Origin of the sequence: Arthrobacter sp. TB 26, assembly GCF_000427315.1 — a bacterium.
In the GTDB taxonomy this organism is placed as follows: domain Bacteria; phylum Actinomycetota; class Actinomycetes; order Actinomycetales; family Micrococcaceae; genus Arthrobacter.
Window position 1 is genome coordinate 48,656 of record NZ_AUPJ01000146.1, and the last position, 17,389, is coordinate 66,044.

Annotated in this window: 17 protein-coding genes; 13 read left to right on the forward strand and 4 right to left on the reverse strand. The window is 65.9% G+C overall.

Annotated elements, in window-relative coordinates; translation table 11 throughout:
• Nucleotides 1-132 precede the first annotated feature (132 nt).
• From K789_RS0104750 to K789_RS0104755, 3 genes are all read left to right on the forward strand, one after another.
• Entirely contained in the window at nt 133-1,806 is a 1,674-nt protein-coding gene (locus K789_RS0104750) for a GAF domain-containing sensor histidine kinase (protein WP_306376508.1), read from the forward strand.
• A gap of 257 nt (nt 1,807-2,063) precedes the next feature.
• The gene (locus K789_RS26055; RefSeq protein WP_237739519.1) at nt 2,064-2,546 is read left to right on the forward strand and encodes an SOS response-associated peptidase family protein; all 483 of its coding nucleotides are present in this window, start codon (nt 2,064-2,066) and stop codon (nt 2,544-2,546) included.
• Between the two features lie 487 nt (nt 2,547-3,033).
• Nucleotides 3,034-3,462 carry a hypothetical protein gene (locus K789_RS0104755; RefSeq protein ID WP_024365756.1) on the forward strand — a complete coding sequence of 143 codons (429 nt, stop codon included), beginning with the start codon at nt 3,034-3,036 and terminating at the stop codon, nt 3,460-3,462.
• Between the two features lie 31 nt (nt 3,463-3,493).
• Here the strand turns inward: K789_RS0104755 and K789_RS0104760 are convergent, their stop codons facing one another.
• Nucleotides 3,494-3,736, reverse strand: a complete 243-nt coding sequence (locus K789_RS0104760) for a hypothetical protein (protein WP_024365757.1) — start codon at nt 3,734-3,736, stop codon at nt 3,494-3,496.
• Between the two features lie 193 nt (nt 3,737-3,929).
• Between K789_RS0104760 and K789_RS0104765 the strand changes: the two genes are divergently transcribed.
• Entirely contained in the window at nt 3,930-4,331 is a 402-nt protein-coding gene (locus K789_RS0104765; protein WP_128081561.1) for a hypothetical protein, read from the forward strand.
• Nucleotides 4,332-4,612: 281 nt separating this feature from the next.
• Here the strand turns inward: K789_RS0104765 and K789_RS0104770 are convergent, their stop codons facing one another.
• Nucleotides 4,613-5,587, reverse strand: a complete 975-nt coding sequence (locus tag K789_RS0104770; protein ID WP_024365759.1) for an aldo/keto reductase — start codon at nt 5,585-5,587, stop codon at nt 4,613-4,615.
• Nucleotides 5,588-6,123: 536 nt separating this feature from the next.
• Between K789_RS0104770 and K789_RS25315 the strand changes: the two genes are divergently transcribed.
• Complete coding sequence (locus K789_RS25315; RefSeq protein ID WP_157835663.1) at nt 6,124-6,291, forward strand: hypothetical protein; 168 nt, start codon at nt 6,124-6,126, stop codon at nt 6,289-6,291.
• Nucleotides 6,292-6,399: 108 nt separating this feature from the next.
• Here K789_RS25315 and K789_RS0104780 read toward each other — a convergent pair whose 3' ends face one another.
• A complete protein-coding gene (locus K789_RS0104780; protein WP_024365760.1) occupies nt 6,400-6,828 on the reverse strand; it encodes a GlcG/HbpS family heme-binding protein in 429 nt (142 codons plus the stop codon).
• On the reverse strand, nt 6,825-9,011 hold the full coding sequence (locus K789_RS0104785) for a malate synthase G (protein ID WP_024365761.1): 2,187 nt from the start codon (nt 9,009-9,011) through the stop codon (nt 6,825-6,827). The genes K789_RS0104780 and K789_RS0104785 overlap by 4 nt, the downstream gene beginning before the upstream one ends.
• 375 nt (nt 9,012-9,386) lie before the next feature.
• Here K789_RS0104785 and K789_RS0104790 point away from each other — a divergent pair, with 375 nt between their 5' ends.
• The 8 genes from K789_RS0104790 to K789_RS0104825 form a co-directional block, all read left to right on the forward strand.
• Entirely contained in the window at nt 9,387-11,072 is a 1,686-nt protein-coding gene (locus tag K789_RS0104790) for an L-lactate permease (protein WP_051180900.1), read from the forward strand.
• 100 nt (nt 11,073-11,172) lie between these two features.
• Nucleotides 11,173-12,546 (forward strand): FAD-binding oxidoreductase, encoded by a 1,374-nt coding sequence (locus K789_RS0104795; RefSeq protein WP_024365763.1) that lies wholly within the window; start codon nt 11,173-11,175, stop codon nt 12,544-12,546.
• 159 nt (nt 12,547-12,705) lie between these two features.
• The gene (locus tag K789_RS0104800) at nt 12,706-13,461 is read left to right on the forward strand and encodes an IclR family transcriptional regulator (protein WP_024365764.1); all 756 of its coding nucleotides are present in this window, start codon (nt 12,706-12,708) and stop codon (nt 13,459-13,461) included.
• 139 nt (nt 13,462-13,600) lie between these two features.
• Nucleotides 13,601-14,245, forward strand: a complete 645-nt coding sequence (locus K789_RS0104805) for a rhodanese-like domain-containing protein (RefSeq protein WP_024365765.1) — start codon at nt 13,601-13,603, stop codon at nt 14,243-14,245.
• Nucleotides 14,242-15,147: a sulfite exporter TauE/SafE family protein gene (locus K789_RS0104810; protein ID WP_024365766.1), complete on the forward strand. Its 906-nt coding sequence runs from the start codon at nt 14,242-14,244 to the stop codon at nt 15,145-15,147. Before K789_RS0104805 ends, K789_RS0104810 begins: the two co-directional genes overlap by 4 nt.
• A 46-nt stretch (nt 15,148-15,193) precedes the next feature.
• Nucleotides 15,194-15,490: a rhodanese-like domain-containing protein gene (locus tag K789_RS0104815; protein WP_024365767.1), complete on the forward strand. Its 297-nt coding sequence runs from the start codon at nt 15,194-15,196 to the stop codon at nt 15,488-15,490.
• A 22-nt stretch (nt 15,491-15,512) separates the two neighbouring features.
• A complete protein-coding gene (locus K789_RS0104820) occupies nt 15,513-15,893 on the forward strand; it encodes a rhodanese-like domain-containing protein (protein WP_024365768.1) in 381 nt (126 codons plus the stop codon).
• Nucleotides 15,894-15,997: 104 nt separating this feature from the next.
• A partial coding sequence (locus K789_RS0104825) for an MBL fold metallo-hydrolase (protein ID WP_024365769.1) occupies nt 15,998-17,389 on the forward strand: 1,392 nt, incomplete at its 3' end.

A 17,389-nucleotide genomic window follows, 5' to 3' on the forward strand; every position in this document is an offset into this window, starting at 1 on the left:
CACTCTTGGCCCTGGAGACGGTGAAAGACACATGCGCGACTGAGCTGGACCATATCGGCGGCCTGTCCGGAGCATCAAACCCCCGGCGGGTTGCCGGGTCCCCGGACCCCCTCCCTACCCAAGGGATGCCCGTTGAAGTGGCGTGATCCGATGAAGCGCCGGGTCGGGGATCTGCTGCGGGAATCCATGGGCCGGGCCGATGAGCTGCTCCATACCCAGGACCGGTTACGGGGTCTGCTTACTGCGGTGGTGTCCCTGACCGCGAATCTGAGCCTGGAGGCCGTCCTGGGCCGGCTGGTGCGGTCGGCGTGCGAACTGACCGGTGCCCGGTACGGAGCGCTGGGCATCATCGGCGGGGACCAGACGCTGAGCCAATTCATCACCGTCGGCATCGACGAGGACGGCATCCGGATGATCGGTGCGCCTCCCACGGGAATGGGGGTTCTCGGGCACCTGATCCGAGATCCGCAACCGTTGCGGCTGCACGATCTGGGCGGGCACCCCGCCGCGGTCGGATTCCCGCTCAACCACCCACCCATGAAGACATTTCTCGGCGTCCCCATCCGGGTCCGTGACACGGTCTTCGGGAACCTGTACCTGACCGAAAAGAAGGACGGGGAAGACTTCACCGAGGAGGACGAAGAACTCGCCGTGGCCTTGGCTGCGGCCGCCGGCATCGCTATCGAGAACGCCGGAATGTTCGAGGAAAGCCGCCGCCGCCAGGTGTGGCTGGACGCCGGCATGGAAATCAGCGGCAAACTGATCACCGCGGCACATCCTGACGCGGCAGAGTACCTCGATCTGGTTGCCGAACGTGCCGGGACGGTTTCGGGCTCCACGTTGTCAGTCATCGCGGTTCCCGATCCGGACGGCGTCCTCCGGTGCCGGGCGTCCCTCGGGGAGCAATCGCTGCCAGCCGGATTCGAAATCCCGGCCTCCGGGGCTATCACGGGCGTACTGGAGACAGGGGAATCAGCGGCCTTCCCGGACCCCGGACAACTCTTCGGGCCTGAGGCGGCCCGGAAGCTGGGCCCGGTCCTTATTGCCGCACTGGGCCACACCGGAACCAATAACGGCCTGCTCATTCTGGGCCGACCGGCGGGCGCCGACCGCTACCCGCGGTCTGATCTGGAAACCAGTGCCCTGTTCGGATCCCGGATCGGCGTGGCGCTTGACCTGGTCCGGGCCAACCAGCTCCGGGAAGAACACCTGCTCTTCGCAGACCGGGACAGAATCGCCAAAGACCTCCACGATCTGGTGATCCAGCGCCTCTTCGCCGCCGGGCTGAGCATCCAGAGCCTGCGCCGCTACACCGAGAACGCCGTCGCCCATGAACGCATCGCCGCAGCCACCTCCGAGCTCGATGCAACGATCCGTGAGCTCAGGGCCACGATCTACTCTCTCCAGGACGGCCAAGCCGGTGCGGGGCTGCTCACCGACCGGGCCCTGCGCGCCGTCCAGGCCGGGGCACGCGATCTCGGCTTCACCCCAACAGTCCAGCTGACCGGGCCTCTGGACGATACCGTCTCAGAGGAGCTGACATCACACCTGCTGCGCGTCCTCTCCGAGGGACTCAGCAACGCCATCAGACACTCCGGAGCGAAAAATATCAGCATCAGCCTCACAGCCAGCCAAGACAACGTGGAGCTACTCATCACCGACGACGGCTGCGGCTTCCAAAACCCCGCACGAATCAGCGGCCTGGCCAACATGGAACAGCGCGCAGCCTCTCTTGGCGGAAACTTCAACATCGACAGCACCCCCGGCCACGGCACCCGGCTATGCTGGACCGCCCCCACAACCTGACATCAAGCGCGCCGAGCAGACAAAAGAATCCTGCCGCCTGACGAATCCCCATCCCCGCGTCAGGCACCACACGCCCATCCGGCCTGCAAAACGACGGGCCGGACACCGCATCAGAACCCGTCACAGTCAACCCCAATTCGGACCCGGGCTATTGTTCCGGCGGACGGATATTACGGGTGGCAGAAGACCGACGACGGGAAGAAGATCCCGAACTACCTCTACTCCGAAAAGGAGAATGTTTGCCTTCGCCGGGCTGTATGAGTTCTGGCCGGACCCAGGCCTTTTGCAGGGACGATCCCAACCGTTGGCTGCTGAGCTGCACCGTTCTGACGACCACAGCGCACGATTCTCTCGGCCACGTTCATGACCGGGCGCCGGTCATCATTCCGCCCAGCAGGCCGCACAATGGTTGGACGCGGAAACGAAGTGCAGAAGATCCTCGACGCGGTCCCGTGACGTCCGTCGTCGATGAAGACGCGGACGAGCTGCCCCATGACCGGTTCGGGGTCTTCCTTGAGCCAGGCGAGCCGGCGGCGGACCAGTTCCAGGGGCGACAGCGTGAACTCCGCCAAGATCGCCGCTTCCGACGGACGCTGTACACCGGGTGCCCCACCAGGCGTCCCGCCCGAACCAGCGCTGGGAGTCAGTGTCGAGGTCGACAAGCCAGATTGTCCCGTCGTGGCGGACGGCGAGGGGTTGCCTCCCGGGTCGGTACGGGCCTGAAGTTCGTTGCCGTGTAGGGGCTTCGATGCTGGTCATGGGGGTGCGTTCTTGCGTGTTGCGGTCGTGCGGGTGTGTTTGGTTTAGGCGGCTTTGACGAGGGGGAGTTCGTCCCAGTGGGTGGTGGGCACTTCGCCCCTACTGGCGCTTCCCACGGATCCGTAGCATGAGCGCATACGCCTTCCTGACGTAGGCCGGGGCAGCTTTGGGAGACAGTGGGGGAGCAATGCGCGCTCACTGGATCCGTGTTCCTCGGTTAGGCCTCGCGCTTTCCGCGGCACTGGCCCTTCTCCTGGAGCCGTCCGGGGCAACGAGTCGCTCGACTTCCGCTTCCTGCTTCCGCCACCCACCGTCCCAGGACCCACGGGTACGCGCCCGCCCCCGGACGGCACCGCCACGGCCCGCGCGCTCGCCGAAGCGGCCGTCGAGGGAGGGTGGGGCAACGGGAGCACGCTCAGCGTTCCGTCCGTACCGCCCGTCGGTCCGCAGACCACGACAAACAGTCCCGTGTGCGCCCTGGTTAGCGCCGATGCGCTCAAGCAGGCGTTCGATGCGACAACCCAGGCGCAGGTCCTCCCGGGCGAAGGTAATTGCCGGTACACCTTCGGCGCGTTGGGCACGCCCGGGCCGGACTCGCTCAGGTTCTCCATCGAATTCCATCAGGGCGGCGCTTCCTTGCTGTCCCGGCCGATGCCGGGTGGCCAAAATATCGAGGGCGTCGGAGACAGAGCGATCCTTATCGTCCGCTCGGACCCGGGCGGAGCGAAGTCCCTCGGGCCCCCGAGCGAGGTACCGCTCACGTACATGTCCCTCATGGTGGTCCGGGGCCAAAACATGGCCATCTTCACCGCACAGATCCTCATCTCCCCGACCGGTCCCACAGCCGAGCAGACCAAGGACCAGCTCATCACTCTCGTCAAAGGGATCGACTTCTGACCCGGCCCGTGCTTCGCGCTCTGGGACGCGCTTAATGAAGGAGCATCCAGATGCATCGCAAATTCAGGAGGTCCGGGGCGAGGCGCCCCTGTCCGGGCCGGTTTTGCGCGGCCGCGGTGTTGGTCGCAGCGCTGTTGATCCTGACGGCATGCGGATCCGGTAAGCCCGCAGATACCCCGTCGCCCAGCACCACCACCGCACCGCCCAGCAGTATTATCCCCTCGGCGGAGACCACCGCTACGCCGCCGAAAACCTTTACCGACCAGGAACTCATGACAATCAGCAGGAGAGTGCTGGAGCAACACGGCGGAAGAGTTGAAGACACGGCTCAGGCGCGCAAGTCCTACGCCTTGATGCCCTCGCCACCGGCGTCTGCTTCTGCGTCGCCTGTGTTGGGTCCGACCGAGCCAAGCGAATGCAACGTATTCCATAGATCGTGGCAGCACGAGGCGCAATTGGAGCCCTCCATGGGTTTCGCGCTAGCCGAGATCTTCAACCTTGGCGATCACGGAGTCGGCATGATCCTCTTTGATGTGCGAAGCGCTCCCCGGGAGACTCTCGCCAGGGCCGACTTTGATTACAGCCAGGAGCTAATGGTTCGCTGCGCCACGTTCGATCAGACACTTTCCTCAGCTACTGGGCCCCAGAGGTTCACCATCCAGCTTCTCGCTGGTCCGGACATCGGGGAGAAGGCCTACGTGACCAAGGAATCCTTCAACGAGAACAGTGTTGGGATGGGGCTGCGGGTCCTTGCCGGAACGGTTTCTCTCGACATGGGATTCAACACGGGGGCGATAAGCGAGGAAGAGGGCCTTAATCGGATGTCGCAGATCGCGCAGCAGTTTGTCGAGGAGATAAAGAACCAGTAGCTGTAATCGGCAAGTACCAGCCCGTCGGCGCGTTGCTGCGTGCTGAATGACTTAGCCGCCGAAGGGATCACCAAGATCTGCACACCATGGGCAGCGAGTCTCCGGCGTCAGAACCGCGCCTGATCGATTTGCAAAAACTTAGGGAACCGGTGCCACAGCCTCCCAATCAGGCTGGCCGCAATGACCCAGTTCGTAGACAAGTGCCTCCGCGAGATCCCGCCGATTCCTTTTTTGGAAGTTCTTCCAATTTCATTTACATCTCAGAGCCTGGGGTGGTGTGCTCAGTATCCGGCGACCGTGTGTGGGACGTAGGGACTTTCCAGCTCAGCCTTTTCCTCGGGGGTGAGCGTCAGCTCCAGGGAGGCGAGGGCGTCCTGGAGGTGGGCCGGCTTGCTCGCGCCGACAATCGGCGCACCGACCACGTTGTTGGAGCGGATCCAGGCCAGGGCGACCTGGGCGCGGGGCACGCGGCGGCGTTCGGCGATGAGGCGCACGACTTCGGCGACCGCCCTGTCGCTTTCCTCGGCGGTGTAGAGGGTTTTGCCGAACTCGTCCTTCTCCGAGCGGTTGGTTTTTTCGTCCCAGTCCCGTGTGAGCTTCCCGCGAGCCAGGGGACTCCAGGGCAGTACCCCGATCTTCTGGTCGGCGCAGAGGGGGAACATTTCGCGTTCCTCCTCCCGGTAGATCAAGTTGTAGTGGTCCTGCATGGTGACGAAACGGGTCCATCCGTTTAATTGCTGGAGGTGTAGCGCTTTGCTGAACTGCCAGGCGGCCATCGAGGATGCGCCGATGTAGCGGACCTTGCCGGCTTTGACGACGTCGTGAAGGGCTTCCAGGGTCTCCTCGATCGGCGTGGTGGGGTCCCACCGGTGGATCTGGTACAGATCCACGTAGTCTGTTGCCAGCCGGGTCAGGCTGGCATCAAGTTCCGCGAAGATAGCCTTGCGTGACAGGCCCCGCCCGTTCGGGCCCGGCCGCATTACTCCGTGCACTTTCGTGGCGATGACGGTTTCCTCCCGGCGGGTGAAATCGGCCATTGCCCGGCCCAGGATTTCCTCGCTCGAGCCGTTGGAGTACACGTTGGCAGTGTCAAAGAAATTGATGCCCGCCTCCACGGCCTGGCGGATCAGCGGCCGGCTTTGGTCCTCCGGCAGCGTCCAGGGATGCGGGCCACGGTCCGGGTCCCCGTACGTCATGCATCCCAGGGCCAGCGGCGAGATGTCGAGTCCGGTGTTGCCGAGTTTGATGTATTCCACGTTTATCCTCCGTCAAACAGTCATAGCCCAGGGCCCGGCTGCGGGCCTTGGCCCCACGCTATGTGAAAACGGTTCACTGTGGGCGCCCGCAAGGTGTCCCCGCCGATCCCACCGTCACAGCGCCGCCGGCAGAGGCAGATGCCGTCGGGTTTTGGAGAACCAGCGACTTCATCGAGGCGAGGCACTGATCGTTGGCGCCGTGCTGTGGCGGGGGCTGGTGCCGCCGCAATGGCTCCCTTGTTTTCGTGTGTCCGTTGTATCCGCGGACAGGGTCTGAGGGGCGCCGCCGGTCATGCAGCTGTCCGCCGATCGAATCATGAATGATTTGAAGGGGGTGGAAGCATTATCCGGAGCCCAGAGACTCAGTGCGCCGTGCGGTCGTGCCCGGGAGCCTGCAATGAGCGCGGGCAGGACCCGGTGCCCGTCGAGGTTCATATCTTCCAGCAGGATCAAGCTTTTCTGGGCAAAGAAGCGCCGCACCTGTCAACGCGGGGCGCAGCTGTTGGGGGGAGGCCTTTGGTGGGCAGAAGTGGAGTGTGGACAGTGTCCACACTTTGGGTCCCGGACTGGGCCGTACCGGTGCCGGACTGGCCAGGATTCCCTATGTTTCGGCCGAGTTTGCGAGATTCGGCCTGCAGGTCGAACAGCTCAGCATGGAACTTGATGAAATCAAGCGCCAGCCCGGTTACCCGAACCGGGTCTAGCGGCGCGAGGCGCAGAGCCGGCAACAGCTGAGGCCTATGTCCGTCAGGGCATGGGCCTCAGCTGTCTTCCCGGTCAGGGACTACGTTCCGCTGACTGGTGCAGGGCCGTCAGGACACCTGGGCGGTCAGGCCGGCGGCCTCGATCGCCGTCGAGGCCGCCGTCTCGTCATTGTCGGAACTGTCCCCGCTGATGCCGACGGCCCCGATGACCGTGCCGTCCTGGTCGCGTACCAGGACGCCGCCGGGCACCGGGATGNNNNGGCCGCCCAGGGCGGCGGTCGCTGCCGCAATGAAGTACGCCTGCTGCTCAGCGCGCTCCATAATGGCACGCGAGCCCATCCCGAGCGCCAGCGCCCCGTAGGCCTTGCCCTGTGCGATCTCAAAGCGGTTGTTCGAGGCGCCGTCCTGGCGCGCGGCGGCGAGGAGGTGGCCGCCGGCGTCGAGTACGACGACGGTCAGCGGTTTGAAGCGGTGCTGCGCCCCCGCCGCGAGGGCGTCGGCGATGATGGACTGGGCGGATGCCAAGGTCAGGTTCATGATGCGTTCCTCGCCAGATCGTCGGTGTTTTTGTGTGCCGCACGGCGCCGGTGCAGGACCGGCTCGGTGTAGCCGGACGGTTGAGCGGCGCCTTCGAGGACGAGTTCGCGGGCCGCGAGGAACGCCTCGGAGTCGAACGCCGGGGACATGGGCTGGTAGTCGGGGTCGGAGGCGTTCTGCTCGTCGACAACAGCGGCCATCCGCCGCAGGGACGCTTCCACCTCGTCGGTGGTGATGATGCCGTGCAGGAGCCAGTTGGAGACGTGCTGCGAGCTGATCCGGCACGTGGCGCGGTCTTCCATCAGGGCCGTGCCGTGGATGTCGGGGACCTTGGAACACCCGACGCCGTCGTTCACCCAGCGGACGACGTATCCCAAGGTGCTCTGGATGTTGTTGTCCAGCTCATTGCGACGGTCGTCTGCGGTCCAGTCGGCGGGGTTGCCGACGGGGATGGTGAGCAGTTGCCGCAGGGTCGAGCGGCGATTCCCGGCGAGTTCAGCCTGCCGGGCGTCGACGTCCACCTCGTGGTAGTGGGTGGCGTGCAGCGTTGCTGCGGTCGGCGAGGGGACCCAGGCGCAGTCGGCGCCGGCGAGCGGGTGGGCGCCCTTCTGGGCGAGCATGTCCGCCAGGTTGTCCGGGGCCGCCCACATTCCCTTTCCGATCTGGGCCCGGCCGCTGAAGCCGCACTCCAGGCCGATGTCGACGTTGGCGTCCTCGTAGGCCTTGATCCAGCTGGAGTTCCGCATGTCGGCCTTGCGGACCATGGGGCCGGCGAGCATCGAGGTGTGGATCTCGTCGCCGGTGCGGTCCAGGAATCCGGTGTTGATGAACGCGACGCGCTCCCGCGCCTCCCAGATGCACGCTTTCAGGTTGGCCGACGTGCGGCGCTCTTCGTCCATGATCCCGATCTTCAGGGTGAGCGGTTCAAGGCCCAGCACGGACTCCGTGCCGGCAAGCAGGGCGCAAGCCACGGCCACCTCATCCGGTCCGTGCATCTTTGGCTTGACGATGTACACCGAGCCAGCCCGCGAGTTGTGGCCGGCGTGCGGCCCGCGCAGGTCGTGCACGGAGCCGAGGCCCGTGAACAGGGCGTCGAGGATCTCCTCGGGCACGGGATCGCCGGCAGGATCGAGCACGGCGTCGCTGGTCATCAGGTGGCCTACCTGCCGGATGAGCAGCAGCGAACGTCCGGGCAGGGTCAGTTCCGAGCCGTCGGGTGCGGTGTAGACGCGGTCGGGGTTGAGCCGCCGGGTGGCGGTACGTCCGCCCTTGGCGACCTCGGCGGTCAGGGTGCCCTGCATCAGCTGGAGCCAGTTGCGGTAGCCAGCGACCTTGTCCCCGGCGTCGACCGCGGCCACGGAATCCTCAAGGTCCATGATGGTCGTCGTCGCGGACTCGAGAACGATGTCCTTGACGCCCGCCGGGTCGCCCGAACCGATAGGGTGGCTGCGGTCGACCTGGAGCTCCACGTGCAGACCGTGGTGCACGAGCAGCACGGACTCGGGTGCGTCGGCGGCCCCCCGGTAGCCCGCGAGCTGTCCCGGCTCGGCCAGCCCCTTCGGACCGTCCGGCGTCTCGGCGACGAGGGCGCCGTCTGTGATCCTGTAGGCGGTGACATCGGCGTGGGATCCGGCCGCCAGGGGCGTGTGCTCATCCAGGAACTTCCGCCCGTGGGCGACGACGGCGGCGCCGCGGACCGGGTTGTAACCGCCCGTGCGTTCGCGTCCCTCCGCCTCGTCGATGACATCGGTGCCGTACAGCGCATCGTACAACGAACCCCAGCGGGCGTTGGCCGCGTTGGCCGCGAACCTTGCATTCAGCAGCGGGACCACCAGTTGGGGGCCTGAGATGGATGCGATCTCGGCGTCAACCCGGTCGGTGGTGATGGCAAAGTCCCCGGGTTCCTCGACCAGGTAGCCGATCGAGCGTAGGAAGCTCTCATATGCCTCCGGCTCCAGCGGAGCAGCACCGCGCGAACGGTGGTACTCGTCGATCTGCTGCTGCAGGCGGTCACGGACGCCCAGCACGTCCCGCACCCGCGGCGAGAACTCCGTGATCAGTGCGGCGGCACCGGCCCAGAACGCCTGCTCCTCGATTCCCGTCCCGGGCAGCGCTTCGTCCCGGACGAAGGCGTAGAGGTCTTCGGCGACGCTCAGCCCGTTTGTCTCCACGTGATTCGGCATACCGGCCACCTCTCAATTATTTCGTAGCAAGAACATTTCATATTGTGGAAGTTAAATACCAATATATAAAAGCTACCCAGCCCCGGTACCGCGTGTCAACGCCCGCTGCCGGGCTCCGCGGGGCGCGGCGCCGCGCCGGAGATGGCGGTTGACTGTGATCTGGATCGCACATACTCTCTATCACTGAATATCACTGCACAAAAGATATATTTCACGATGCGGAATTATCTGACTGGCTGAGTGGACTGTCCGCCACGGTGCTCTCGCAGTGCCCACCGATTGCTCGGAAAAAACAAAGGAGTTTTTGTGAGTCCAAGGCTTGAGTCTTTTCAGCAAGTTGTCGATCCGATTGCGGGTTCGCTCGCCGTTTCAGCCATGATCGCCGCACTGCCGCTGCTGTTGCTTTTTGTTCTGCTTGGGGTGTTCCGCGTCAAGGCGCCGAAGGCGGCCATCGCGAGCCTGCTGCTCTCCATCGTGCTTGCCATCGTGGGCTGGCGTATGCCGGTGGGCCAGGTGCTCAGCGCCAGCGCCCAGGGGGCCTTCTACGCCCTGTTCCCGATCCTCTGGATCCTCATCAACGCCTTGTGGGTCTACAAGCTCACGGTCGATACGCCCTGGTTCGAGGTTTTGGGCCGGACGATCCGTTCCATTTCAAACGACCTGCGCATCCTGTCGATCCTGATCGCTTTCTGCTTCGGCGCGCTGCTCGAGTCGCTGGCAGGCTTCGGCGCGCCGGTGGCCATTTCGGCGGCGATGCTGATGGCCGCCGGCATGAAACCTCTCAAGTCGGCTATCGTCGCGCTGCTGGCCAACACGGCCCCGGTGGCATTCGGCGCGATGGCCGCCCCGATCATCGCCCTCAACGGTGTCACCGGCATCCCGCTGCACGACCTCAGCTCCATGGCCGGCCGCCAAACGCCCTTCGTCGCGGTCCTCGTCCCACTCATCCTTGTCTTCATCGTCGATGGCAAGCGGGGCCTTCGGCAGACCTGGCCCGTGGCACTGGTATCAGGCGTCGTCTTCGGCCTCGCGCAGTTCGTGGCCTCGAACTTCATGGTGGTTGAACTCACCGACGTCGTTGCCGCCATTGCGACCGTCGCTGCGGTCCTGGTCATGCTCAAGTTCTGGCAGCCGGCCCAGATCATTGGAATGAACGACGTCGCCGACAGCGATGCTGCCGACGCCGACCTCGTCAGCGTGGGCGCGCAGCCCCGCGCCGGTTACGGAACGTCCTCAGGCCTGGGCGGCGTGAGCCGCAACGGTGCGCCGGTCCAGGCCGGCACGCCCGGCAAGGAAAATGGCGCAGCCGTACGGCCGCCCAACGGCGAGGTGTGGATGGCTGTTGCCCCCTATCTCATCATCATGGCCGTGTTCTCGATCGCACAGATCCCGGCGGTGAAAACCTGGCTCACGGCCGTCGGTTCGGTCACGTTCGAATGGCCCGGCCTGGACACCGTGGATCCTAACGGGAAGCCGGTCGCCGCCCACAAGTTCAAGCTTGACCACCTCAAGGCCACCGGCACGATGCTGCTGATCTCGGGCATGATCACCATGGCGCTGTACAAGCTGGCACCCCTGCGGGGCATCCGGATCTACCGCGAGACGCTGTTCCAGCTGCGGTGGACCATCGTGACCGTCACCTCGGTCCTGGCGCTGGCGTTCGTTATGAACGTCTCGGGTCAGACCAACTCGCTGGGCCTGGCCCTGGCCTCGGCCGGAGGGTTCTTCGCGATTTTGTCCCCGCTGCTGGGCTGGATCGGCGTGGCGCTCACCGGTTCGGACACTTCCTCCAACTCCCTGTTCGGGCAGCTGCAGGTCACCGCCGCAGAACAGACCGGCCTTTCGCCGACGCTCATGGCGGCGTCCAACTCTTCGGCAGGGGTGTTGGGCAAGATGCTGTCCCTGCAGAACCTGGCCGTCGCCTCGGCCGCTGTTGGGCTGGACGGCGCGGAGAGCGTGCTGTTCCGGAAGCTCATCGGCTGGAGCCTGGCGCTGCTGGCATTCCTGACCATCCTCATTTACCTGCAGTCCACCCCGGTTCTGGGGTGGATGGTTCCCTAGGCAACCGCCACCGTCCCGTGCCGGCGGCCAGGCGCCTGCCGGCGCGGGGGCTTTTGCCGGATCGACAACAATCCAAAGAAACCGATAGAGAGCAGACCCTGTGAGGACCAACGTTAGCGAGATCAATTCAGCCGGGGCGACCCTCGTCGCCGCGGCGCGGCACGGTTCGACCGCGCAAGCCGACCGCATCAGAGTCAACACCGACCGGTCCGGGTACACCCCCGAGACACTGCCGGACGGTGTCGTGTACGCGACCACCATCGACGACGTCGTCGAGACCATGGTCCGCGCAACCGCGGGGCGGGTTCCCGTCGTCGCGCGCGGTGCCGGCACCGGCCTGGCTGCAGGTTCGGCCGCCAAGGCGGGGGAGATCGTCCTTGACCTGTCAGGCATGAACCGCATCCTGCGGCTGGATCCGCTGGAACAAATCATTGTCGTCGAGCCCGGCATCCTCAACGCGGAGGTCAACGCCGCCGCCGGCGAGCACGGGCTGTTCTACGCCCCGGATCCCGCCAGCACCGCCATCTGCTCCATCGGCGGCAACATCGCCACCAATGCCGGCGGTATGCGGTGCGCCAAGTACGGCGTCACGCGAGAGTCCGTCCTGGCCCTGAAGGTCGTCCTGCCGGACGGCCGGCTCCTCGTGACCGGCCGGGAAACGATCAAGGGAGTCACGGGGTACGACCTCAACGCCCTCATGATCGGCTCCGAAGGGACGCTCGGGGTAGTGGTCGAGGCGACGTTGCGGCTGCGGCNCCCCGCCGCGACGGCAACCGTTGCAGCCTTCTTCCCTGATATCGTCACCGCCGCCCGGGCCGCCTCGGCCATCATTTCCTCCCGCGTCACGCCCTCCGTGCTGGAGATCATGGACGGTGCCACCCTGGCAGCCGTCGATGCCGCGTTGGGAACCGACTACCGAAGCCGCGGCGGCGCCTTCCTCCTCGCCCAGACCGACGGGTATGGGGCCTTCCTGGAACAGGACGTACTGATCGACGCCATCGCACCGCTCGCTTCGTCCTATGAAAAAGCCACGGATCCGGAGATGACCGCGGAACTGTTGAAGGTGCGTCGCGAGGCCATTCCTTCCTTGGAACTGCTGGGCGACGTCTGCATCGGCGATGTGGGTGTGCCGCGCGGACGCCTTGCCGAGATGGTCTCCGGGATCGAGGAGATTTCACACCGCACCGGAGTGCGGATCTTCACGGTGGCCCACGCGGCCGACGGCAACCTGCATCCGATGATCGTCCTGGACGAAGGCCAGCCCTCCACGGAAGGACCGGCGAAAGACGCACTGGGTCAGATGTTCAATTTGGCCCGAAGCCTCGGCGGCACGCTCACCGGGGAGCATGGAGTTGGAATCCTCAAGCGCGACTGGCTGCACGACGAACTGGGCGGCGAATCGCTCGAGCTGCAGCACGCCATCAAGAAGGTGTTTGATCCGCTCGGAATCCTTAACCCGGGCAAGGCAATCTAGGGCTTTCGTTAGCGCATACGGCCACCGGACGGCGCCGTATGCGCTGGCGACGGCCGGGTTCCTGATCCGGCCCGCGGCGTGTTGTATCTTAGGATTCGAAAGCAGTATTTTCACGATGCGGATAAAAGTTGTCGGCAGCGACCAGCAGGAGTCATCGACATGGCGGAGAAGGCCCCGGGAGGCGTGCAGTCGGTCGAGCGCGTTTTTGAACTGTTGGAGCTGATCGCCGATGCCGGCGGCGAGGTGATGCTGAGCGAACTTTCATCGTCCACCACGCTGCCGCTTCCCACGATCCACCGTTTGCTGCGCACCCTGGTGACTCTGGGCTATGTCCGGCAGTTGCCCAACCGCCGGTATTCCTTGGGCCCTCGACTGATCCGGCTGGGCGAGGGCGCCAACAAGCAACTCGGGGTCCTGGCCCGGCCGCAGCTCAAATCCCTCGTGGACCGCCTGGGGGAGACCTCCAACATGGCTGTCCTGGACGCGGACATGATCGTCTACGTGGCCCAGGTGCCGTCCCGGCATTCGATGCGCATGTTCACGGAAGTGGGGCGGCGCGCCCACACGCACTCCACCGGCGTCGGCAAGGCGATTCTGGCCCAGCTGGACGATGAGACTGTCCGGGGGATCATTTCCCGCACGGGCATGCCCACACCGACCAGCAAGAGCATCGGGGATATCGACACCCTGCTGGAGGATCTCGAGAAGATCCGGCAGCGGGGCTACGCGATCGACGAAGAGGAGCAGGAGATCGGCGTCCGGTGCTTCGCGACGGCTGTCGCCAATGCGCCCACGCCGATGGCCATTTCCGTCTCCGGGCCGGTATCGAGGGTGGACCAGGCCTTCGCGGACCGGGCCGTTCCCGTCCTCCGAGAGGCCGCCCAGGCCATTTCGGAAGCGCTCAACCTGGCCTAGCCGGCGCTCGGGCGGCGTTCGGGGAAGCGGGGCGTCCACGCCCGGCGAATACCCCCACGGGTATTTTGACTACCCCCGGGGGTATCTGCGATACTCGGTAGGGTATTCAGCATTTGCTAGGCCCTTCGAAAGGACGCCCATGACGCCCCCTTCCACTTCCTCCGCCAAGGCTTCTCCGGCACCGGCAGTTACTGCACTGGCTCCGGAAACGCTGCGCAGCTGGTTCCAGGAGCACCAGGACCTCATTGTGATCGACGTCCGCTCGGCCGCCGAGTTTGAAAACATGCACATCCGCGGCTCCTACAACGTCCCGCTGCCGCTGCTCTCTGAGCACACTGACGAATTGGCCGCGCGCCTGGGCAGCCGCGTCGTGCTCGTCTGCCAGTCGGGAGCGCGCGCTGAGCAGGCACGTCAGCGCCTGGGCGGTGCGGGCATCGGCACCGCCTATGTCTTGACCGGAGGCGCCCCCGCGTTCGCCGAGGCGGGCGGGGATGTTGTCCGCGGCAAGGCCCGCTGGGACCTCGAACGCCAGGTCCGCCTCGCTGCCGGGTCCCTCGTGGTCCTGGGCCTCGCCGGGGGTAAGTTTGTCTCTCCCAAGATCCGGCTCCTCGCCGGCGCCATCGGGGCGGGCCTGACCTTCTCGGCCGCCACCAACACCTGTGCCATGGGCCAAGCAATCTCTGCGATGCCCTGGAACAAGGCCGCCCAGGAGCCGACCCGCGAGTCCGCCATCCTGCAGTTCCCGGTCGCAGGCGCCGTGACCCCGGAGGCCAAGGCCTCATGACCGCCACTTTGATCCTCGTACTCGCGCTGTCGATACTCATCGGGCTGTCGCTTGGTGTGCTCGGCGGCGGCGGCTCCATCCTGACGGTGCCCATCCTGGTCTACGTGGCCGGGTTCGAAGCCAAGGAGGCCATTGCCGCCTCCCTGTTCGTGGTCGGCGTGACCTCGGCCGTCAGCGTCTTCAGCCACGCCCGTGCCGGACGCGTCATGTGGCGCACCGGACTGCTGTTCGGCGTCGCCGGTATGGCCGGTGCCTTCGTGGGCGGGCTCCTGGGCGGGCATATCCCCGGCCAGATCCTCCTCATCGCCTTTGCCCTGATGATGGTCGCCACGTCCATCGCCATGATTCGCGGACGCAAGAAAAAGGCTGATGCGGGCACTGAGACGCCCAAGCACACCGAACTGCCGCTGTTCCGTGTCCTGCTCGACGGCCTCGTCGTCGGCTTGGTCACCGGCCTGGTCGGTGCCGGTGGCGGGTTCCTCGTGGTCCCGGCCCTGGCACTGCTCGGCGGACTGCCGATGGCGGTCGCCGTCGGAACCTCGCTCGTCGTGATCGCCATGAAGTCCTTCGCGGGCCTGGCGGGGTACCTCACCACCGTGGAGCTGGACTGGGGTTTGACGCTGGCCGTGACGGCAGCCGCCATCGTGGGCAGCCTGATCGGGTCCAAACTGGCCGGCCGCATTCCGGAAGCGGCCCTGCGGAAGGGTTTCGGCTGGTTCGTGCTGGTTATGGGCGCGTTCGTGCTCACCCAGCAGGCTCCCGTCGACCTTCGCGGACCGATCGCCCTGAGCCTCGCCGGAACCGCCCTCGTCGCGGCCGCCGTCTGCTGGTTCTTCGTGAAGTCCTGCCCGCTGCGCAAGTTCAACCGCACCCGCGAGGACATCCAGCCCACGACGGTCTGACCGGCCGCCCCGCCATCACCTCCACCCCTGAACGAAAGGCATCACCATGGCAGAAATCAGCATCGCCGAAGCGGACCAGCGCCGCGGCCAGGCGCAGGTCCTGGACGTCCGGGAGGACTTCGAAGTCGCCGAGGGCATGATCCCGGGCGCAATCCACATCCCGATGGGCGAGCTGCAGGCCCGGCTGGCCGAGCTTGACCCCAAGGTTCCCGTCATCGCCATCTGCCGTAGCGGCAACCGCAGCGCCCGCGTAGCCGATGCCCTGAACGGTGCCGGCTTCACCGCGGACACCATGGGCGGCGGCATGATCGCATGGACCCGCGCGGGCCTGCCGACAACCTGATCCGCTGCGAGGTTGCACCTTGATGCGCACCATCACCGCCGATGACCTCGCAGCACGCTGGCCGCGCGCCGCGCTGGTCGATGTCCGGGGCCGTGACGAATATGCCACGGCACACATTCCGGGAAGCATCAATATCCCGCTGGACGAACTGCCTGCCCGCCTGAACGACGTGCCGAACACCACGGTCTACCTGCTTTGCGGGTCGGGGAAACGCAGCGGCCAGGCGGCCGCGCTCCTTGCCGGCCGGGGCTCCGACGTCGTGAACGTCGCCGGCGGAATCACCGAGTGGTACCGCAGCGGCCATCCGGTGGACTATGCCCCAAGCCCGGGGGAGGACCCTCGGCCCGGCCGCTGGCGGTCCCTCGTGGACCGGCTCCGCGGACGCCGGCCGGGAACGTCCTGAACGCCGGACCCATCGGCATTAGTGATGTTGCAAGATACCCCCCGGGGTATTATTGTTGTGAGTAGTTGACGGGGACATCCCCACCTCTTTACGAAGGAGAGCACATGCTTCTGGAACGCATCTACGACGAAGATCTTGCCCAGGCCAGTTACTTCATTGGCTGCCAGGCCAAGGGTGAGGCGCTGGTCGTTGACCCGCGCCGTGACATCGCGGTGTACCAGTCTCTGGCTGCGAAGAACGGCATGACGATTGTTGCCGTGACCGAGACCCACATCCATGCGGATTTCCTCTCGGGCACCCGGGAGCTGGCGGCCGCGACCGGTGCCACTGCTTATGTTTCCGGTGAGGGTGGAGTGGACTGGCAGTACGGTTTCGAGGCTGAGCGCCTCTATGACAATGATGTGATCACCCTGGGCAACATCACGGTGAAGGCCCTGCATACGCCCGGCCACACCCCGGAGCACCTGTCCTTCCTGGTCACCGATGGTGCGTTTGCCGACACCCCCGGGTACCTGCTCTCGGGTGACTTTGTTTTCTCCGGGGACCTGGGCCGCCCGGACCTGCTGGATGAGGCTGCCGGCGGGGTGGACACCCGCTTCGGCGGGGCCAAGCAGCTCTTCGCGAGCCTGCGGGAGAAGTTCCTGACCCTGCCGGACCACGTCCAGGTCCACCCGGGCCACGGCGCCGGCAGTGCCTGCGGCAAGGCCCTGGGCGCGATCGCGTCCTCCACGGTCGGCTACGAGCGGCTCTACTCCTGGTGGGGCCCGTACCTGGCCGCCAACGACGAGCAGGGCTTCATTGATGAACTCCTCGACGGCCAGCCCGACGCGCACGCGTACTTCGGCCGGATGAAGCGGGAGAACCGTGAAGGCCCGGCCGTGATGGGCGAACGCGCCCCGCTGGCCGAACTCGACCTCGCCGCCGTCGCGAAGGACCTCGCCGCGGACACGGTGACGTTCATCGACACCCGCCCCAACGACCAGGTCCACGAAGGTACCGTCACCGGCTCCCTCAACGTCCCGGCCGGCAAATCCGTGGCCAGCTTCGGCGCCTGGGTGGTGAACCCGGAAACCGACAAGAACCCGCTCGTGCTCCTGGCCCCTGACCAGTCCGCAGCGCAGGAGATGTGGGACCACCTGGTCCGCGTCGGCATCGACAAGGTCGCCGGCTACGTCACCGGCTTCGAGGGCCTGCCGGTCAGCACCCCGAAGCTCATCGCGCCTGAAGACCTCGAGAACTTCGACGCCGCCATGGTCCTGGACGTCCGGAACCGCACTGAACACACCGCCGGACACATCCCGGGCTCCCACCAGCTCAGCGGCGGCCGCGTGATGTGGCACCTGGACGAGCTCCCGGCCGAGGGCACCATCGTGAGCTACTGCCAAAGCGGCGTCCGGAACTCCGTCGCGGCCAGCGCGCTGCGCCGCGCCGGCTACGACGTCGTCGAACTCGACGGCAGCTACGCCGCCTGGGCAACCCGGCAGCCACTGGCATCC